Annotated in this window: 17 protein-coding genes; 15 read left to right on the forward strand and 2 right to left on the reverse strand. The window is 37.6% G+C overall.

What is annotated here, in order from left to right; translation table 11 throughout:
* Positions 1 to 107: 107 nt before the first annotated feature.
* The 3 genes from MKY37_RS22085 to MKY37_RS22095 all read left to right on the forward strand — a co-directional run bounded on the left by MKY37_RS22085 (position 108) and on the right by MKY37_RS22095 (position 6793).
* Positions 108 to 605, forward strand: a complete 498-nt coding sequence (locus MKY37_RS22085) for a DinB family protein (RefSeq protein ID WP_340780369.1) — start codon at positions 108 to 110, stop codon at positions 603 to 605.
* Positions 606 to 725: 120 nt separating this feature from the next.
* Entirely contained in the window at positions 726 to 3434 is a 2709-nt protein-coding gene (acnA, locus tag MKY37_RS22090; RefSeq protein WP_340780371.1) for an aconitate hydratase AcnA, read from the forward strand.
* Between the two features lie 149 nt (positions 3435 to 3583).
* Positions 3584 to 6793: a BTAD domain-containing putative transcriptional regulator gene (locus MKY37_RS22095; protein ID WP_340780373.1), complete on the forward strand. Its 3210-nt coding sequence runs from the start codon at positions 3584 to 3586 to the stop codon at positions 6791 to 6793.
* A gap of 41 nt (positions 6794 to 6834) precedes the next feature.
* Here the strand turns inward: MKY37_RS22095 and MKY37_RS22100 are convergent, their stop codons facing one another.
* Positions 6835 to 7083 (reverse strand): hypothetical protein, encoded by a 249-nt coding sequence (locus MKY37_RS22100; protein WP_340780374.1) that lies wholly within the window; start codon positions 7081 to 7083, stop codon positions 6835 to 6837.
* 692 nt (positions 7084 to 7775) lie between these two features.
* On the opposite strand from MKY37_RS22100, the gene MKY37_RS22105 reads away from it, so the two are divergent.
* The 12 genes from MKY37_RS22105 to MKY37_RS22160 all read left to right on the forward strand — a co-directional run bounded on the left by MKY37_RS22105 (position 7776) and on the right by MKY37_RS22160 (position 18122).
* Entirely contained in the window at positions 7776 to 8987 is a 1212-nt protein-coding gene (locus MKY37_RS22105) for a substrate-binding domain-containing protein (RefSeq protein ID WP_445323084.1), read from the forward strand.
* A gap of 98 nt (positions 8988 to 9085) precedes the next feature.
* Complete coding sequence (locus tag MKY37_RS22110) at positions 9086 to 9853, forward strand: ABC transporter ATP-binding protein (RefSeq protein ID WP_340780376.1); 768 nt, start codon at positions 9086 to 9088, stop codon at positions 9851 to 9853.
* Entirely contained in the window at positions 9837 to 10544 is a 708-nt protein-coding gene (locus MKY37_RS22115; RefSeq protein WP_340780377.1) for an ABC transporter ATP-binding protein, read from the forward strand. The genes MKY37_RS22110 and MKY37_RS22115 overlap by 17 nt, the downstream gene beginning before the upstream one ends.
* A 12-nt stretch (positions 10545 to 10556) precedes the next feature.
* The gene (locus MKY37_RS22120) at positions 10557 to 11417 is read left to right on the forward strand and encodes a branched-chain amino acid ABC transporter permease (RefSeq protein WP_340780379.1); all 861 of its coding nucleotides are present in this window, start codon (positions 10557 to 10559) and stop codon (positions 11415 to 11417) included.
* Between the two features lie 6 nt (positions 11418 to 11423).
* A complete protein-coding gene (locus tag MKY37_RS22125) occupies positions 11424 to 12428 on the forward strand; it encodes a branched-chain amino acid ABC transporter permease (RefSeq protein WP_340780380.1) in 1005 nt (334 codons plus the stop codon).
* The gene (locus tag MKY37_RS22130) at positions 12425 to 13432 is read left to right on the forward strand and encodes a 3-oxoacyl-ACP synthase (RefSeq protein WP_340780382.1); all 1008 of its coding nucleotides are present in this window, start codon (positions 12425 to 12427) and stop codon (positions 13430 to 13432) included. The genes MKY37_RS22125 and MKY37_RS22130 overlap by 4 nt, the downstream gene beginning before the upstream one ends.
* 13 nt (positions 13433 to 13445) lie before the next feature.
* Complete coding sequence (gene phaZ, locus MKY37_RS22135; RefSeq protein ID WP_340780383.1) at positions 13446 to 14327, forward strand: intracellular short-chain-length polyhydroxyalkanoate depolymerase; 882 nt, start codon at positions 13446 to 13448, stop codon at positions 14325 to 14327.
* Positions 14328 to 14342: 15 nt separating this feature from the next.
* Positions 14343 to 15083 (forward strand): 3-oxoacyl-ACP reductase FabG, encoded by a 741-nt coding sequence (gene fabG / locus MKY37_RS22140; protein ID WP_340780385.1) that lies wholly within the window; start codon positions 14343 to 14345, stop codon positions 15081 to 15083.
* 18 nt (positions 15084 to 15101) lie between these two features.
* Positions 15102 to 16613, forward strand: coding sequence for a class I adenylate-forming enzyme family protein (locus MKY37_RS22145; RefSeq protein WP_340780387.1), 1512 nt, complete (start codon positions 15102 to 15104; stop codon positions 16611 to 16613).
* A gap of 76 nt (positions 16614 to 16689) precedes the next feature.
* Positions 16690 to 17301, forward strand: coding sequence for a hypothetical protein (locus MKY37_RS22150; RefSeq protein WP_340780388.1), 612 nt, complete (start codon positions 16690 to 16692; stop codon positions 17299 to 17301).
* 84 nt (positions 17302 to 17385) lie between these two features.
* A complete protein-coding gene (locus tag MKY37_RS22155) occupies positions 17386 to 17811 on the forward strand; it encodes an acyl-CoA thioesterase (RefSeq protein ID WP_340780389.1) in 426 nt (141 codons plus the stop codon).
* A complete protein-coding gene (locus MKY37_RS22160; protein ID WP_340780390.1) occupies positions 17811 to 18122 on the forward strand; it encodes a hypothetical protein in 312 nt (103 codons plus the stop codon). The genes MKY37_RS22155 and MKY37_RS22160 overlap by 1 nt, the downstream gene beginning before the upstream one ends.
* Before the next feature lie 387 nt (positions 18123 to 18509).
* Here the strand turns inward: MKY37_RS22160 and MKY37_RS22165 are convergent, their stop codons facing one another.
* Positions 18510 to 19571: a YeiH family protein gene (locus MKY37_RS22165; protein ID WP_340780391.1), complete on the reverse strand. Its 1062-nt coding sequence runs from the start codon at positions 19569 to 19571 to the stop codon at positions 18510 to 18512.
* Positions 19572 to 19607: the final 36 nt, after the last annotated feature.

The following is a 19607-nucleotide window of genomic DNA, read 5'->3' on the forward strand; positions in this document are numbered from 1 at the left end:
TATTGTCGCATATTTGGAGAGAAAAGAAAATAACAGAACATATTAGCTTGTATATCGTTTAAAATGGGTATAAAGGAAGTACAACGTAAGGAGTGGAGGATTTATATATGTTTATAGAAAAAAATAACGAAATAAGAAAGAACTTATTTCAACAAATTGATTCCCTAACAAACGAACAATTTAACGAAAAACCAGATGATGTGTCTTGGTCTCCTAAAGAAATTATAGATCATTTAGTGAAAATGGAACTGACAATTATTAAAGGCATAAAAAAAGAGCTCGCTAACCCAACAAGTCCTAGGGCAAAGAAAAAACCAATACAGATATCTACTTTACGAATAGTAAAAGTAAAGGCTCCGTCTCATACTGTACCGTCCAGTGAATATAAAAGAACGGAAGAAATGAAAGCACAGCTGCATCAAGCAAGAATGGAACTACTAACTATCTATAAATCAAGCAATCCTTCTATACTAAAAGAAAAATCATTAAAGCATCCTATTTTTGGACAGGTACCTCTCATACAATGGTTTGCATTTACGGGATTACACGAAAAGAGACATGCAAAGCAATTAGAAAAGACAATCGAAAAAATAAAAGGTCATTAACAATAATTATGACTTATAATAATTTTAATCTAATTTACTTATCAAGTATATTCAAGTATGATTAGTAGTGGAGAAAAGTCCTAGATAGACACTTTTCAATAGATCTTAGGAGGAATACAAATGGCAAAAAGTAATTTACACAATAGCCGAACTTCGTTTTCTCTAAATGGTAAAGAGTATAACTACTATCGTTTAGCAGCATTAGAAGAAGCCGGCATCGCAAAAGTTTCACGCCTTCCTTATTCAATTAAAGTATTATTAGAATCCGTTTTACGTCAATACGATGGCTATGTTATCAAAGAAGATCATGTAAACCAATTAGCAAAATGGGGTAAGGACGCTAATACTGAAGCAGAAGTGCCATTTAAGCCTTCTCGCGTTGTACTTCAAGATTTCACAGGAGTACCAGTAGTTGTAGATTTAGCATCACTTCGTTCAGCGATGAATGAAATGGGTGGTAACCCAGACAAAATCAATCCTGCAATTCCAGTTGACCTTGTAATTGACCACTCAGTACAAGTAGACAAATATGGTACTGCATCAGCTTTACAAGCTAATATGGACCTTGAATTTGAGCGTAATGCTGAACGTTACAACTTCTTAAAATGGGCTCAAACTTCATATGACAATTTCCGTGCTGTTCCTCCAGCAACTGGTATCGTTCACCAAGTTAACTTAGAGTACTTAGCACCTATCGTCCATGTGAACGAAGGTACTGATGGCACATTAGAAACTTTCCCAGATTCAGTAGTAGGTACTGACTCTCATACAACAATGATCAATGGTCTTGGAGTACTTGGATGGGGTGTAGGTGGTATTGAGGCAGAGGCTGGAATGCTTGGTCAACCTTCATACTTCCCAATTCCAGAAGTAATCGGAGTTAAATTAGTTGGGGATCTTCCAAACGGAACAACTGCAACTGACTTAGCGCTAAAAGTTACTCAAGTATTACGCCAACAAGGTGTTGTTGGTAAATTTGTTGAGTTCTTCGGACCTGGTGTATCTAAATTACCATTAGCTGACCGTGCGACAATTGCGAACATGGCTCCTGAGTATGGTGCTACATGTGGTTATTTTGCAATCGATGAAGAATCTATCAACTATTTACGTCTAACTGGACGTGACGAAGAGCATATTGCTGTCGTAGAAGCTTACTTAAAAGCTAATGATATGTTCTTTGATCCAACTCTAGAACCTGTTTATACAGACGTTGTAGAGATCAATCTTGGAGATATCGCAGCAAACCTTTCTGGACCGAAACGTCCACAGGATTTAATTCCACTTACAGATATGAAAGCTCGTTACCGTGAAGCAGTTGTAGCTCCACAAGGTACACAAGGTTTCGGTCTATCTGAAAAAGAATTTGACAAAACAGCAACTGCTAAATTTGCAGAAGGTGATGTAGAAATTCCAACAGGTGCTGTAGCTATTGCTGCTATCACTTCTTGTACAAATACATCTAACCCTTATGTAATGTTAGCTGCTGGTTTAGTTGCTAAAAAAGCGGTAGAAAAAGGACTTACAGTTCCTGCTTACGTTAAAACTTCTCTAGCTCCAGGATCTAAAGTAGTAACTGGTTATTTAGAGGATTCTGGCTTAAACACTTACTTGGATCAAATCGGATTCAATACTGTTGGTTACGGTTGTACAACTTGTATCGGTAACTCAGGTCCATTATTACCTGAAATTGAAAAAGCAATTGTTGACGAAGATCTATTCGTAACTTCTGTTCTTTCCGGTAACCGTAACTTTGAAGGTCGTGTACATCCACTTGTTAAAGCAAACTACTTAGCTTCACCACCATTGGTAGTAGCTTATGCACTTGCTGGAACTGTAGATATTGATCTAGAAAAAGATTCATTCGGTAAAGACAAAGATGGTAACGAAGTATACTTTGCTGATATTTGGCCATCAACGGAAGAAGTAAACGAAGTGCTTTCAACTGTTGTTACTCGTGAATTATTCCAAAAAGAATATGCACGTGTATTCGATGAGAACGAAGCATGGAATGCAATTGAAACGTCAACTGAATCTTTATATTCATTTAATGACAAGTCAACTTACATTCAAAACCCACCATTCTTCCAAGGATTATCTAAAGAGCCTGGTGCTATCCAATCACTTGATAAAATGCGCGTAGTAGCTAAATTCGGTGATTCGATTACAACAGACCATATTTCACCAGCTGGTGCAATTGGTAAAGATACTCCTGCAGGTAAATACTTGCGTGAGAATGGCGTTGAAATCCGTGACTTTAACTCATACGGTTCTCGCCGTGGTAACCATGAAGTAATGATGCGCGGTACATTCGCTAACATCCGTATCCGTAACCAAGTAGCTCCTGGTACAGAGGGTGGATATACAACTTACTGGCCAACAGGCGAAATTATGCCTATCTATGATGCAGCTATGAAATATCAAGAAGCGAATACTGGCTTAGTAGTACTTGGTGGAAAAGATTATGGTATGGGATCTTCTCGTGACTGGGCAGCTAAAGGAACTAACCTATTAGGTATCAAAGCTGTTATTACAGAAAGCTTTGAGCGTATACATCGTTCAAATCTAGTAATGATGGGTGTTTTACCACTTAATTTCTTACCAGGTGAAAACGTTGAAACACTAGGCTTAACTGGTAAAGAAGAAATTAGCATAAATATCGCAGAAGGTGTAAAACCTCGTGATATTTTACAAGTAACAGCTAAAGCTGAAGACGGTTCTGAAAAAGTATTCAACGTACTTGCTCGTTTCGATTCAGAAGTTGAAGTAGACTACTACCGTCATGGTGGTATCCTTCAAATGGTATTACGTAACAAAATGTTAGAAGCATAAGAAGTACTTTAAAGAGACTATTCCTTTTTAGGAATTAGTCTCTTTTTTTTTGCGTAAAATATTGAAATGAAAGAATTGTTATTTAATTCAAAATATTATTATGTTAGGATTAGGCTAATGTCTGATTGTAATTCGATAGGAGGTATAAGATGGATCAGCCTACCATAATTTTATCCAAATTAAGTGCGCCAGTACCGTCTTCTACTTATATGAGAAGGTCCTCATTGTTGAAGAAACTAAAAGCGAATACTCATAAGAAGCTAACTTTATTACATAGTGGAGCAGGTTATGGAAAAAGCTCTGCACTAGCTCAATATTTTGCAGATTCCAGAGGTCTTTATTCTTGGTACTCTATTACGGAGGAAGATGATGGTATACTTCCTTTTCTTCGTCATCTCATTAGAAGTATACAAAAAACTGTTCCAACATTCGGTAGAGGGTTTAAAGATAAAGACTTAATTTCAGTTTATCCAAAAGAGGCAGAACTTCAGCAATTGTATTCTCTATTTAGTAATGAACTATCTAATATTGATGAGTCATTATCCATAGTGGTAGATGATTTCCATCTTGTGGATCATGTATTTCATATCAATTATATAATGGAAAAAATAATAGAATTTCTTCCGCCCAATATCCATGTAGTAGTTTCTACAAGGCTAAAACCTAAATGGTCCATTTTATTAAAATTAAAACTGAGTGGGCAGTTGGTTGAAATAACAGAGAGTGATCTAATGTTCACAGAGGAAGAAATACTCGTCTTTTTTGAAGACTATTTCGATAAACGTATCTCTATTGATGATGCTTCCGAAATCATGAGACTTACAGAAGGTTGGGCAATCGCCATCCAATTGATAGCTATGCAAGTAGCTGAGACGAATAGGCAAATTAGTCATCTAGTAAACCCAGCTTTGAACGACTTATTTTCCTATTTACTAGAAGAAGTGTTTTTGCTTTTATCGACAGAAGATCAGCAATCTCTTTTAAATTTTAGTATCTTCCCGTTATTTACTGCAAATGATATTCAAGATTTTTTTAATGATGAAGAAGCAAAAAGTATGGTACGACTAGCTAGTAGTCATGCGTTTATACAGCCATTAGGCGATTCTAATACATTTAGATTCCATTCACTATTCCAACAGTTTTTAGAAACGAAATCGAAACAAAAGGATATTCACGCCTTTTATGAAACTCATCGGAAGGCTGCGAATTATTTTCAGGTAAAGGGAAACATCGTTCAGGCAGTTCACCATGCGGTAAAAGCAAATGATGAAAGCTTTTTAGCTGAGCTACTAACTATCTTTGCACCAAAAATGATCAAGGGAGGACAATTCGATTGGTTACTGGATCTATTAGGTGACCATTTATCGAAGGCTATTCGAGATCACTTTTATGAACTGTATTATTATGAGGGCGAATGTCATCGGTACAGAGCCTTTTATGAAAAGGCAAGACTCTCCTATGAGGCCGCTTTAGAGAAAGCCTTTCAAAAAGAAAATATTTTATATATTAGTAGAGCAAATGCAGGACTTGCACATATATACCTTGATACAATTCAACCAGCTTTGGCACAACCCTTCTTAAAAGAAGCAATCGAATGGGCTGAAAAGGGAAAAGACATCTCTTCTTTAGAAAAAGTTTTTTTGCAGCGCTTGATGGCGGAGAATTTAGTTAATGTAGGAAAAGCGAACGATGCAAAAACTTGGATAGAAAAAGAGAAACTAGATCCTGCTATATTAACCGAAGGAAATTTAGATGCGAGGATCTTATTAAGGACTGGTAGGTTGATCGAAGCTCAACAATTACTAGAAAGTAGGACAAGGGACGAAGATAGCTTGCCGGATTCTCATCGTGAAACGGATGTGTTATTATCCTTTATTTATTCACTTTCGGGGAAGGTTGAAAGAGCGAAAGTATCTGCCAATAAAGGAATCGAAACAGGTATTCGGGAAAAGTCTGGATTTGTGGAAGCAGTTGGTTTAATCCGGCTTGGGCATTCTGAATTACTAACTAATCCCTTTGATCTAGAAACTCCAGAAGTATATTATTTGAAAGCGATTCAAAAAATGGATGATTTGAATGTAGCTAGAGCAAAAGCAGAACCGTATATGGGACTTTCCATTTTAAAATCACGGCAAGGTTTTTTTCGAGAAGCAATTGACTATGGAGAAAAAGGTTTACGTGAGACAAAAAAAGTAAATGACTACTGGCTGTCTGCTTATATATTATTGGGTCTTGGTATCGTCTATTTGGAAAATGGTGAGTATATAGAAGCTGTGGAGCATATTAGACAGTCAAATGAATTATTCACCAATTGTGAGGATGTATATGGAGAAGTGATCTCGCATTATTGGTTAATGCGTATTTATAATGAGTTTAATGATGAAGCTTCCTTTAGTGAGCATGCTAAGTGTTTTATGGAATTATGTGGAATGCATAATTATTTCTTCTTTTTACAAAATCGAACTGTTTTTGGCCCAATTGATCTTCAAACAAACTATCCTATTTTGCAAAAGGTATATACGATTCATCACGATAATAAGTATGTCGGGCAAATCATAGATAAGTTAAATATTTCAACTAAAACTAATTATCCTGGCTATACTCTTTATGTTCGTCTTTTAGGGCCTTTCACGTTATATATGGGAACTGATGAAGTAAATGATCGAAAATGGCAACGAGATAAATCGAAGGAACTGTTTGCATACCTCTACTTGCAAAGCCATCGTTATGTACCAAAAGAAGAATTGATACAAATGCTTTGGGGAGAAAGTGACACTAAGAAGCTAGACCGAGATTTTAAGGTTACTTTGAATTCCTTATTAAAGGTACTTGAACCAAATAGGCAAGCACGTGAGGAATCCTACTTTATATTGCGCAAGCAGTCGATGTATCGGTTAAATCCAAATGCGTACGTAGGGAGTGATGTGCTAGATTTTAACCATTTTGCTCAGAATGGAATTGAGGAAATATCTCCTCACTTATCAAAGGAACTTTTGCTAAAAGCAGTCCATTTATATAGAGGAGAATTATTTGAAGACAGAATCACGATAGAATGGATTTCATCGGAACGGGCAAAGGCACAGCAGCTATTTATACAAGTTTTAGAAAGACTCTCCCAAACCTATACTAGATTAAAAGAATTCGAGAAAACGATTTATTGGGCAGAAAAACTATTAATATACGATTCTACCTGGGAGGAAGCTTACCGCCTATTAATGTTTGCCTATTATCAGCTTCAAAACAGAAGCCAATCCGTTAAATGGTATGATCGCTGCGTGCATGTACTGGAGAAGGAGCTAAATATAGAACCAATGCCTACAACCATTCAGATGTATGAAATGATTACTGGTTATGAATGAAAGCAGAGAGTTTTTTTGCTTTTTAAAAGATAAAAAAGTATTTAAAAATGTCCTGTAATACTGGGTTCAAGATGCAATATAGAATAAATAATCCTACTGATTTCCGTTTCAGATGGAGACAAAGGAACAAAGGCTAAGAACGCCACCTCGTGTGGCAACGCCTTCGTGACCAACATCTTGTTGGCCTCCGCAGGGTGAGCGATGAACATCACCGACGCTTGCGCGTTCGCCTGTGATGTTTCATCTGTCTCACTGATCCTGCCGGAGTCGCCACCTTTCCCTACAATCAATCAGTTTGTAGTACTCCACGATAAGTTTTACTCTAACTTATCGCTTAGATGATAGGATTTGTCAAATTTTAGAGAGTGATCAAATTATTTGTAAACGCCTTCAAATTAGAAATGCGATTTTCCAATGAGCGAGGAAGTAAGCAGTAAGTGTTCTTCCAATAAAGAAGCGAAATAGCGAACGAAATTGCATCTTCGAGAGCTTATTCTCTAAATTAGAAAGGATCTTTTCTCTAGTTGTCCAATAACGCATTAACCTGTTTCTAAGAGTTGTAAGAGGGCGACGGACAGACAAACGCCATAAGATTACCGAGAAAAGAGATGCAGGTTGTGACGTCAGTCACGACCTGCATCTCAAAAAAATCAAACGGTAATAATATAGCAAAATGTCTGTCCAAAGCCCTTTGAAAACGATAGAAACAGGTTTTGACTTTAAAGGACCTGGCATGTCTTTTGCCTGGTTTTTCTTATTTTGCTCCTGCGCAAGCTCGTCGCAAATAAAGCAAAAACCTTTGCTCCTGCGTACAGCTCGTCGCAAAACCCATTTACTCTGCTGAGTAAATGGGTTTTGTAACTCTTTTGTAACTCCTCTTTTGTAAGATGAAACAGAAGTATGATAGCGCTTACAAAAAATGTTGAGGGGGATGTATATGGCTAGAAAGTGGAAATTATTATTAACTCTCTTGTTTTTACTGATGATTACTGCTGCTTGCAGTGATAAGGGAAGCACGACAAAAGAAGCTGAAGGTGAAAAAGGTGAAACAACCGCTACTTCTGGAGAAGTAACTGAAGAAGGTGGAACGATCAAAATTGGTGTACTTGCTTCATTAACTGGGGCATTAGAATCTTACGGAAAGCAAACAAAAAATGGATTTGAACTAGGTCTAGAATATGCTACTGACGGAACAATGGAGGTAGCAGGCAAGAAAATAGAAGTTGTATTTGAAGATACAGAAACGAAGCCAGAAGTCGCGGTACAAAAAGCTACGAAACTATTAGAAGAGGATGAGGTTGACTTCTTAGTTGGATCTTCTAGCTCCGGTGATACGTTAGCAGTACTCCCATTAGCAGAAGAATACGAAAAAATTATGATTGTCGAACCTGCCGTTGCTGACAGCATCACTGGTTCCGAATTTAATCCTTTTCTTTTCAGAACTGGTCGAAACTCTTCACAGGATGCTGTTGCAGGTGCTGCAGCTATCGCTAAGCCTGGCGTGAAAATAGCAACATTTGCTCCAGATTACTCGTTTGGTTGGGATGGAGTTGCTGCATTTAAAAACGCTGCTGAAGAACTAGGTGCTGAAATAGTTTTGGAAGAATTTGCAGATCCAGCAGCGACTGATTTTACATCAAATCTACAAAAAATCATTCAAGCAAAACCCGACTACTTATTTGTTGTATGGGCAGGCGCTAACTCACCTTGGAACCAAATAGCAGATTTGAAGCTACAAGAGAATGGCATCAAAATTTCTACTGGCGCTCCTGATATTCCAGCACTTTCTATAATGGAGCCACTTGTAGGTATGGAAGGATTCTCTGTTTATTATCACACTCTACCAGATAATGATATTAATGACTGGTTAGTCGAAGAACATAAAAAACGTTTTGAAGGGGCAGTACCTGACCTATTTACTCCTGGCGGTATGACAGCGGCAATTGCCATAGTGGAGGCACTAGAAAAATCAGAAGGAAATGCAGATGCCAATGAATTGATCAAGATCATGGAAGGAATGTCATTTGAAACACCGAAAGGAACAATGACTTTCCGACCAGAGGATCACCAAGCATTGCAAACACTATATTCGATTAAGCTAGAAAAACAAGATGGTGTGGATTATCCAGTACCCGTTCTCATAAGAGAGCTTTCACCTGAAGAAACGGAGCCACCAATATTAAATAATAAGTAAAAAAAAGTGACGACCTATTTATCTTGGGTCGCTCACTCTCCATAGGATAGAACGATTCTCTATCCTATGGAGAGTGATTTTGGAAAGGGGCTTAAAGGATGGAACCAATATTGAGTACAGAAAATTTAACGATAAAATTTGGTGGGCAAACTGCAGTAGATAATGTCAATTTTGAGATGCCAGAAAAACATTTCAAATCCATAATCGGACCAAATGGGGCAGGAAAGACAACCTTTTTTAATCTAATAAGTGGGGAACTGAAACCGACTAGCGGAGATGTGTTTTTTCGAGGGGAATCACTGGCAGGAAAATCCTCAGTTGCACGTACTCGGAAAGGACTTGGACGTTCTTTTCAAATAACTAATGTTTTTCCTAATCTAACCGTCATTGAAAACGTTCGCCTCGCAGTTCAATCTAAAGAAAAAATTAGATATCAATTTTTTCGACATTTTACGTCATACAAAGATTTACACGTAGAAGCAGAAAGGCTATTAGATATTGTCCTACTGTCTAGCAAAGCAAATGCATTTGCCACACAACTCTCTCATGGCGAAAAGCGAAAGTTAGAGATTGCCATGCTACTAGCACTAGACACAGAGGTTTTACTACTAGATGAACCTACTGCAGGGATGTCATTAGAAGAAGTGCCAGCTATTTTAGATGTTATTAAACAGATTAAACAAACGGGTGAAAGAACGATATTATTGATCGAACATAAAATGGATATGATTATGGATTTGTCTGATTCTATTATGGTTTTGTTCAATGGTAGATTACTTGCGGACGGCACACCTACTGACATTATGAACAATGAAACCGTTCAACATGCTTATTTAGGAGGATTATACGATGAGCACCTTGCTTAAAGTAGAGAATGTGCATACGCATATAGGTCAATATCACATTTTACAAGGCGTTTCCTTCGAGGCAAAAGCCGGTGAGGTCAGTGTGTTGCTCGGTCGAAATGGTGCGGGGAAAACAACCACATTAAAAACGATTATGGGTTTAACTCCTGCCTCTTCGGGTCAAATCACATTTGACCATAAATCTATTGTAAAGACGCCGACTTACCATATTGCCACTAGCGGTATTGGGTATGTACCAGAAGATCAAGGAATTTTCGGTGCATTAACAGTTGAAGAGAATATAAAAGTAGCAATAAGAAAAGAAGATGATGCCGCTTTAGCGAGACAAGAATATGTCTTAGAGCTATTTCCAGATTTAAAGAAATATTGGAAAAAGGATGGTGGCCATTTATCTGGAGGTCAAAAGCAAATGCTATCGATGGCAAGAGCATTCGTAAATGAAAGTAAATTACTATTAATCGATGAGCCCTCCAAAGGTCTGGCACCTGTCGTCATAGAAAAAGTAATGGAAGCAATCAATGAAATGAAAAAACAAACAACAATCATTCTCGTGGAGCAAAATTTTATGATGGCTAGCAAAATTGGTGATACATACACACTAATCGATGATGGAGAAACTGTGCAGTCCGGGCTTATGCAGGAACTGATTGAAAATGAAGAACTCAAGCGTAAGTACCTAGGAATCGGCTAAGGAGGTTATTAAATGGAGTTACTAATCAACTTATTAATTAATGGTTTAGCAACAGGAATGTTAATATTTCTTTTAGCTGCTGGACTAACGTTAATATTCGGTTTGATGGATGTATTGAATTTCGCTCATGGAGGTTTATTTGCTTGGGGGGCATTTTCGGGCGTTTGGTTTTACGGTATAACAGATAGTTTTACCCTTGCTATACTTGGGGCAATATTAACTGGCGTTGTTCTTGGTTTTATAACTGAAAAGCTAATTATTAAGCCGGTTTATGGAAATCATGTACAACAAATACTAATCACACTTGGCTTTATGATCGTGTTATCAGAAATGCTAAAGGTCGTTTTTGGACCAAATCAACTTGCTGCTAAAACACCACCCCTATTATCGGGAAGCTGGGAAATTGGCGATGTAATCATTATCAAGTATCGGTTATTTATTATTATCATTGGATTTATCGTGTTTGGAATTTTTCAGTTCATCTTAAAGCGTACAAAGATCGGTTTAATCGTTCGTGCAGGGGTTATGAACAAAGAAATGGTGCAGGCACTTGGTATTAATATTAAGCAAGTATTTTTATATGTATTTATGGCTGGTGCTGCACTAGCTGCTTTAAGTGGAGTACTCATGGCTCCATATTCCGGAGTAATTTATGCAGAGATGGGGATGGAATTTGCTATACTCGCTTTCATCGTTGTCGTTATTGGAGGAATGGGCAGTTTTCCAGGCTCACTTCTTGCTGCAATATTAGTAGGGCTGGCTGGTAGTTTCATGGCTTACTATGTTCCAGCTTTATCGCTTGCGGTCAATATGATGCTTATGGCAATCGTATTAATATTCCGTCCGCAAGGCTTGTTCACGGCGAAAGGATGATGCAAAATGAAGTCAACGTTCCAAGTTAATAAGATTATATTATTGGTGATTGTCGTCGCTTTAGCCATTTTCCCTTTTGTATCCGATTCACGTACATGGACAATATTACTGACTCAAATATTTATCTTTTCTATCCTAGCAATGAGCTATGACATATTACTTGGATATACCGGTATTGTATCTTTCGGTCATGCGATGTTTTTCGGAATGGGCGCTTATGCTACTGCAATTATGCTCGATCGTTTCGAACCAACCGTTGGAATGTTTGTTTTATCGATAGCAGTTGGAATGTGTATTGCAGGAATTATTAGCTTTTTAGTTGGTTTACTTACACTGAGATTGAAAAGTCATTTCTTCGCTATGCTGACAATGGCAGTATCGGGATTGTTTTTAGTATTAGCAGAGAAATGGAGAACCTTAACGTTTGGTAACGATGGATTTACATTTCGAGCACCAGAGATTTTTAAAGATCGTATGATGTATTATTTACTCGTACTAGGTTGTTTAGTGTTAGTGTACCTCTGCTTACGTAGATTTGTAGATTCGCCATTAGGCAGAGTATTAATAGCAGTAAGGGAAAATGAACAGCGCACCAAATCATTAGGCTTTCAAACTTTGCACTATAAGGTAATAGCGTCTGTTGTTGCAGGTGTAATTGCTAGCTTAGCTGGATCCCTTTATGCAGTGTCGTTGAGGTTCGTAAATACGAGTGTCCTAACGATGGATATCACCTTAGATGCTCTTCTCATGACAATCATCGGAGGAGTAGGTACGTTAATAGGTCCAATTATTGGAGCAGGCGTGATTGAGTTAGCCCAACATTATTTATCCGGGCTTGCAAAAGAGCATCCTATATTTGAACGCTGGATTATTTTCTTTGGAATAGTGTATATATTAGCCGTTATTTTCTTCCCTAGAGGCATTGTTGGTACCGTTAGACAATTGTTTTGGAAGAAAAAGAATCCTATAAAAATTGCTATTTCCCCTAAAAGAAAGGGGTTAGCAAAATGACCATTGGAATTGCGAGCTCAGGTGTTTATATTCCGGAAAATGTGATGACAGCAGAAGATATTGCGGAGCAATCGGGTCTACCTCTTTTTGTAGTTAAAAACAAAATGGGGATAACACAAAAACCAATTCCTGGCCCAGAAGACCACACTGTAGCCATGGCGATAAAAGCAGCAGAAAAAGCATTGCAAAAGGGAAATATAGATCCGAAAGTAATTGATCTCATCATTTACATTGGTGAAGAGCATAAGGAATATCCGCTGTGGACAGCTGCTATTAAAATTCAAGAAGAGCTAGGCGCTTATCATGCATGGGGGTTCGATGTTGCACTGCGCTGTGGAACTACCATCATGGCTATGAAGGTCGCAAAAAGTTTAATGGAATCAGATCCAACTATAAATACAGTACTTTTAGCGGGAGGATATCGAAATAGTGATTTGATAGATTATACAAACGAACGAACAAGATTCATGTTTAACCTAGGGGCTGGTGGAGCGGCAATGATTTTAAAGAAAAACCAATATGAAAATACTATTTTAGAATCGGATTTAATTACAGATGGATCCTTCTCCGAAGACGTACTTGTACCGGTGGGGGGAACAAAGGAACCTTTAACCCCATTACATTTAGAACAGGGACTTTATCGTTTGGATGTAATGGACCCTGAAGGAATGAAAGCAAGACTAGAACAAAAATCGATGCAAAACTTTTTACTCGTTATTAGAAATGCATTAATGAAAAGTGGATACTCCGAGAAGGATATCAATTATTTGGGAATCCTTCATATGAAAAAATCTGCACATGACTATGTGTTAAATGAATTGGGTTTAACGACGGATCAATCTATTTATTTGAGTGATTACGGACATATTGGCCAGATGGATCAAATTATCTCTTTAGAACTTGCCCAAGAGGCGGAGAAACTAAAAAATGGAGATATTGTTGTTCTAGTAAGTGCAGGTATTGGCTATGCGTGGGGAGCAGTAGTAATTAAATGGGGAAAATAAAAGGAGAATGTTTATGAGTTTACCAAAGATTCAGCTTTCAAATGGAGAAAGTATTGCTTATCGTGTTCGTTCGGGTGGAGAGGAAACAATCTTACTCGTCCACGGAAATATGACATCTTCTAAGCATTGGGATGTTCTGATAGAAAGACTAGATAAAAGATTTACGATATACGCTATTGATCAAAGAGGCTTCGGGGAATCGACCTATCACAATCGAATTCATGGAATAAAAGATTTTGCGGATGATTTAAGTGAGTTCGTGAATGCCTTAGACTTACAGAAATTCTATTTAATCGGCTGGTCGACTGGAGGCGCTATTAGTATGCAATATGTAGTGGACCATCCTGGTCGCTGCGAAAAGCTGGTATTGCTTGCATCTGCATCGACAAGAGGCTATCCATTTTACGGTGTAAAAGACAACGGAACACCGGACCTAAATAGCAGACTAGCAACAATCGAAGAAATAGAAGCAAATCCATCAAAGACACTTGTCATACAAGGTTTATATGATTCTGCCGATAAAGAAGGATTAAAAGAAGTATGGAATGCAGCAATCTATTCACATAAGCAACCTGATGCTGCAGCATATGAGGAATATGTAAACGATATGTTGACCCAGCGAAATTTAGCAGATGTCTATCATGCGTTAAACACGTTTAACATTAGCGGAACCAATAACGGACTTTCTGAAGGCACAGACCAAGCAAAGCAAATTACTATACCAGTTCTTATTTTAAGAGGAGATAGAGACTATGTCGTTTCAGAAGAGATGACGCAAGAAATCGTAGCAGACTTAGGAGAAAATGCCACGTATATTCCATTAATTGATAGTGGTCACTCACCGCTAATAGATGATCTAGAACAGCTAACTGAGAAAATTGAAGCGTTTTTATAAAAGGGGAATGAACATATGAGATTGAAGGATAAAGTAGCAATCATAACAGGAGCAGCGAATGGAATAGGATTAGCTGCTGCACAACGTTTTGCAGAAGAAGGTGCAAAGGTTGTATTAGCAGATTATGATGCGGAGGCAGGAGCGGAGCAAGAAGTAGAACTAAACAAACAAGGCTATGAAGTTAAATTTATTCAAGTAGATGTTGCGAATAGAGAAAGTGTAAATGCCCTTGTAGAACAAACAATTGATAATTTTGGCCAGATTCATATTCTTGTTAATAATGCTGGTATTACTAGGGATGCCATGCTGACAAAAATGACCGAGGATGATTTTTCAAGCGTTCTTCATGTAAATATCACTGGTGTTTTTAATTGTACACAGGCAGTTGTACCACATTTAGTGAAGCAGGGTCATGGGAAAATTATTAATACGTCCTCTGTAAGTGGTGTGTATGGAAATGTGGGTCAAACAAATTATGCCGCATCCAAAGCTGCTGTAATAGGGATGACCAAAACATGGGCTAAAGAGTTAGGTAGAAAAGGTATAAATGTAAATGCGGTTGCACCAGGTTTTACAAGCACTGCAATGGTAGCGAAAATGCCGGAAACGATTATCAGCCAAATGAAATCCGTCGTTTCACTGCAGCGTTTAGGTGATCCAAGAGATATAGCAAATGCTTATTTATTTTTAGCATCGGAAGAATCTAGTTATGTGCATGGTCATGTACTACAAGTAGATGGCGGTATTATGATGTGATGGAGGAGGCTGTACCAAATGTATACGGAACAAGCATGGATATATAAACGTGCAGCGCTGACACCAGCTAAAACTGCTCTGATTGATAGTAGCACAGGAATACATTGGAACTATGAGCAATTGATCAGTCAGATTTCTATGTGGACTCATTTTTTCCAACAACATAAATATGAAAAAGGCGATCGCATCGTAGTTTTGTCTCAAAACAGGATTGAATTATTTGCCATTCTATTTGCTTGTGGAATGACTGGACTCATTTATGTACCTTTGAATTTTCGTTTAAGCAATAGAGAGTTGCAGTACATTTTGGATGATTGTAAGCCAGTGTTAATTATTTGCGACGAGGAGCATCAGCAAGCTGGTGAAGCATTTTTAGATATAGAATTAGTATTAGTCACAAACATATTAGAAATTTCAACCATTCATTCTACTAATCACAAATGGAGCTCGGCGGATCCTTGGATGATTATTTACACAGGAGGAACTACAGGTAAACCAAAGGGCGTAGTTTTATCATTTAATGCAGTCAATTGGAATGCGATGAATACTATTATAAGCTGGGGACTTAGTGATACTGATTGTACTTTAAATTATATGCCTATGTTTCACACAGGGGGGATTAATGCACTTTGTATACCTATTTTAATGGCAGGTGGAACGGTCGTCATAGGTAGTCGTTTTCAAGCAGAAGATGCTTTGAAAGCGTTAAATACATACAACACAACAATTTCACTTTTCGTTCCAACTATGTATCAGGCCATGCTCGATACGGAGTATATAAAAACTACTACTTTTCCAACCGTAAAAGTTTTTTTAGCTGGAGGGGCACCATGTCCTCATTCTATTTATGATAAGTTCCAGGAGAAAGGGATACTATTTAAAGAAGGATATGGATTAACTGAAGCAGGTCCAAATAATTTTTTTATTGATCCATTAATTGCTTATAGCAAAAAAGGCTCGGTTGGAAAGAGCATGCAGTTCAATGAAGTAAAAATCATCAACAAGGAAGGGCGAGAGTGTAGAGTAGATGAAGTAGGTGAGCTTTATATTACGGGAAAACACCTATTCACCCATTATTGGAACAGTGAGGAAGAGACGGAGCTTACCCTTCAAGATGGTTGGTTAAAATCCGGAGACTTAGCAAGATTCGATAAAGATGGTGACTACTATATTGTCGGTAGAAAGAAGGAAATGATTATTACGGGTGGGGAGAATGTCTATCCACAGGAAGTGGAGCAATGTCTCATTTTGCACCCGATTGTTCGAGAAGCAGCCGTTATTGGAATCCCAGATAAAAAATGGGGAGAATGTGTTACTGCTTTTATCTGTAGTACTGCATATAACCGATCTTCAGAGGATGAGCTAATATCACATTGTAAATATTATTTAGGTGGTTATAAAGTTCCTAAAAAGATTATCTTTGTAGATAAATTGCCCCGAACGGACGTAGGAAAAATTGATAAAAAGAAATTATATGAATTGGCTAGGGAAGACTCAAATAAAGGTATAGCAAAGAGGGGATCGGTATGATTTTACCGGTCTTTTTTAATTTGTTAACAAAGACGGAAATTAGTTTATACTTAAAGGAACATAAGGAGGAGATTCCATGTTTGGGAATTTATTTAAAAAGAAAGATCCTATCGAGAAGTTTTGGCAATACTTTATAGATCATGAAAAAGAATTGTATAATTTCCGCGAAGAGGACATAGAAAGACTATTTAGAGATTTATATATATTGATAAACAAAGTGAATAACCAACTAGTGTTTTCCATGCCGAAACCATTGATCGACGAAAAAAGGGAATTTACTATTAGTGGATCAGGCATCGGAAATAACTTTCCAGATGTAATTCGTCTAGTAGAGGCTGCTCCAGAAATGGAGCGATTTACAATCATTGCATTTAACCAACGCAATGATGATGAACATGGAACGGCAAGCAATGATATAGAGATTACTCGAGATGATGTCTTCTTCAACTATACATATGACCAGGAATATAGTGCATTCTATCTAACGCTATATATTAAAGGCTTTGATGAAAAAAATGATAACTATTATGCTGTAGTTTTTGATTTGCTTGAGATAGTTATTGGGGAATATGTGCTCGGTACTGAAATTACTGAAATCGAATTTAAAAAGTATGATCATGAAGATGACTTATTACCAATTAATAATTTACCTAAAATACTAGAAGATATTAAAAAGGGATCATATTAAGAAGTGATGAGACATAATTGAAAAGTGTTCCTATACAGTATTTTTATTTGCTATTTAGTATAATAGGCTCTGAGGTGACCATAAATGTTTTTAAGTGAAAAAGAAATTGAAGTACGTTATGCCGAAACAGATCAAATGGGTGTAGTATACCACGCAAACTATGTCATTTGGTTAGAAATAGGTCGAACCCAGCTCATTAAAGACTTAGGATTCTCCTATGCAGGTCTGGAGCAAGACGGATACCTATCACCAGTAACGAATGTGAACGTAAATTATAGAACTCCAGTAAAATACGGGGAAACAGTTATAATTAGAACATGGATCGAAAAACACAGTAAGCTACGAACAACATACGGTTACGAAATTGTCCATGATGATGGCACAGTTGCCTGTACTGCTACATCTGAGCATGTGGTAGTAAAGAAAGATAACTTCCGTCCAGTATCGCTCAAAAAAATTCATGAGGCCTGGGATGCAAAATATGTAGAAATAGCCAAGGTGAATGGTTAATGGCATTTGGTATTAAACGGCATGAGTTGAATGTATGGAAACAGGATGTACAGAATGGGAAAATAGCATTTTTAACTCATTATTGGATTGATGAACGTTTTCCTGGCTGTAACACGGTGACTAAAGTTGGCTGCAATGATGTACAAAAGTTAATCAATTGGGGTCAGCAACATGGCTTACAAGCAGAATGGATTGACTATAAGGAAGCATATCCCCATTTTGATTTGTTCGGCAAATACGAATTAGATATTATGGAAAAAGAAGGGTTAAAGGAGCAGCTAGACAGATTTAAAAAACCATTTAATCGTTAAAATTCATAAAAACAGCCTGTGATATGTAAAAATCACAGGCTGTTTTTATATTCTACTAAGTTCTTCGTAAATGTCTAAGAAAGTCATACAATAAGAAATAAATACCAATTATTTTCAACCAAACATGGGGGATCACATTGACACAAGCAAAAAATCTAGATATAAAATAATACAAGTGGTACATGTTATTGGAGCAGATGCAGGTACTCCATAGATCTTAAAGAACAAGAGAAAATTAAAGCCGTGGCAGAATACGGTCTTTTAGCTTTAAATTTAGGGTGCCAGGTTCTAACACAATTTTGAATTGTTTTAGAACTTGGTACCTTTCATTGTTATTTTTTGCGCGTTTCATAATTTCATCTTCAAATCTATCAAACTTTAAAGCTTCTAAGCAATAAAATAGGCAAGAATGGACAGGAGGACCGAGGTAATCAACATTGCAATCAGCGGTCGCGCTGCCTTGGTCTTTAGATCACGCAAGCTTACATTTAAGCCAAGGCCAACCATCGCGGATGTCATAATAAATGTTGTTGCCATTGCAATCACTTCCATGACTTTGTTCGAAACCGGAATCGAATGACCAAGAACATAGCTTCCAAACAAACTCATTACAATAAAGCCAATTAGAAACCAAGGGAACTCAATTTTTGTATCCCCGGTATTCCCGGAACTTCGTCTTTTTACCCAATACATAAGAATAAAGCATAACGGAACAAGCAGCAGCACCCGACCTAATTTTGCTAGCAATGCGATTGCAAGACCATCTGGACCTGCTGGGGCCCCGGCTAATGCAACATGAGCTATTTCATGAAGGCTGATTCCACTCCAAATCCCATAATCAATCGAAGATAAAGGAAGAATAGGGCGTAAGATGGTATAACCAACTGAAAAAATGGTCCCAACGAGCGCAATAATCCCTACTCCAATAGCTGTATCCTCATCTTTCGCTTTAATAATCGGTGACACAGCTGCAATCGCAGCTGCCCCGCATACACCAGTACCAATACCTAGCATTAGTACGAGGGAGGATTCTGCTTTTAGCAATTTTCCGATCCATACTGTCAATAGAATTGCAAAGGCAATGACAACTATATCTCGTGCTAGCAGCCCCAGTCCTTGATGAAGCACAACGTCAATATTTAACTTCAGTCCGTATAAAATTATCGCAAACCGTAAAAAACGTTTGGTGGAAAATTGGATTCCCGCACGGATCTTTTCTGGGTAATTAAAAAAGTGTCGATAAATGACCGCAATCACGATCGCACAGGCAAGAGGTCCGACACGATCAAAGCCTGGCACTTTCGCTAATAAGAAACCGATTGCGGCAATTGCAATGGTAAAGGTAATACCTCCAAGCCATAAACCAGCGGAAGGCTTTTGTTTAGGCTTTTGTTGCTGCTGTCCTTCATGTTCATTTAAAGATAATACATTTGCATTTTGATCTTCCATTCCTTCACCTCAGTTCACTTTCTACATTTAGCATAC

The organism is Psychrobacillus sp. FSL K6-2836, from assembly GCF_038003085.1.
Taxonomy (GTDB): Bacteria; Bacillota; Bacilli; order Bacillales_A; family Planococcaceae; genus Psychrobacillus.

Coding starts and splice junctions, on each gene's coding strand:
- MKY37_RS22085 (WP_340780369.1), top strand. CDS start 108: ATGTTTATAGAAAAAAATAACGAAATAAGAAAGAACTTATTTCAACAA.
- MKY37_RS22120 (WP_340780379.1), top strand. CDS start 10,557: ATGGAGTTACTAATCAACTTATTAATTAATGGTTTAGCAACAGGAATG.
- MKY37_RS22145 (WP_340780387.1), top strand. CDS start 15,102: ATGTATACGGAACAAGCATGGATATATAAACGTGCAGCGCTGACACCA.
- MKY37_RS22125 (WP_340780380.1), top strand. CDS start 11,424: ATGAAGTCAACGTTCCAAGTTAATAAGATTATATTATTGGTGATTGTC.
- MKY37_RS22115 (WP_340780377.1), top strand. CDS start 9,837: ATGAGCACCTTGCTTAAAGTAGAGAATGTGCATACGCATATAGGTCAA.
- MKY37_RS22095 (WP_340780373.1), top strand. CDS start 3,584: ATGGATCAGCCTACCATAATTTTATCCAAATTAAGTGCGCCAGTACCG.
- MKY37_RS22110 (WP_340780376.1), top strand. CDS start 9,086: ATGGAACCAATATTGAGTACAGAAAATTTAACGATAAAATTTGGTGGG.
- MKY37_RS22150 (WP_340780388.1), top strand. CDS start 16,690: ATGTTTGGGAATTTATTTAAAAAGAAAGATCCTATCGAGAAGTTTTGG.
- MKY37_RS22160 (WP_340780390.1), top strand. CDS start 17,811: ATGGCATTTGGTATTAAACGGCATGAGTTGAATGTATGGAAACAGGAT.
- MKY37_RS22130 (WP_340780382.1), top strand. CDS start 12,425: ATGACCATTGGAATTGCGAGCTCAGGTGTTTATATTCCGGAAAATGTG.
- MKY37_RS22105 (WP_445323084.1), top strand. CDS start 7,776: ATGATTACTGCTGCTTGCAGTGATAAGGGAAGCACGACAAAAGAAGCT.
- phaZ (WP_340780383.1), top strand. CDS start 13,446: ATGAGTTTACCAAAGATTCAGCTTTCAAATGGAGAAAGTATTGCTTAT.
- MKY37_RS22165 (WP_340780391.1), bottom strand. CDS start 19,571: ATGGAAGATCAAAATGCAAATGTATTATCTTTAAATGAACATGAAGGA.
- MKY37_RS22155 (WP_340780389.1), top strand. CDS start 17,386: ATGTTTTTAAGTGAAAAAGAAATTGAAGTACGTTATGCCGAAACAGAT.
- acnA (WP_340780371.1), top strand. CDS start 726: ATGGCAAAAAGTAATTTACACAATAGCCGAACTTCGTTTTCTCTAAAT.
- fabG (WP_340780385.1), top strand. CDS start 14,343: ATGAGATTGAAGGATAAAGTAGCAATCATAACAGGAGCAGCGAATGGA.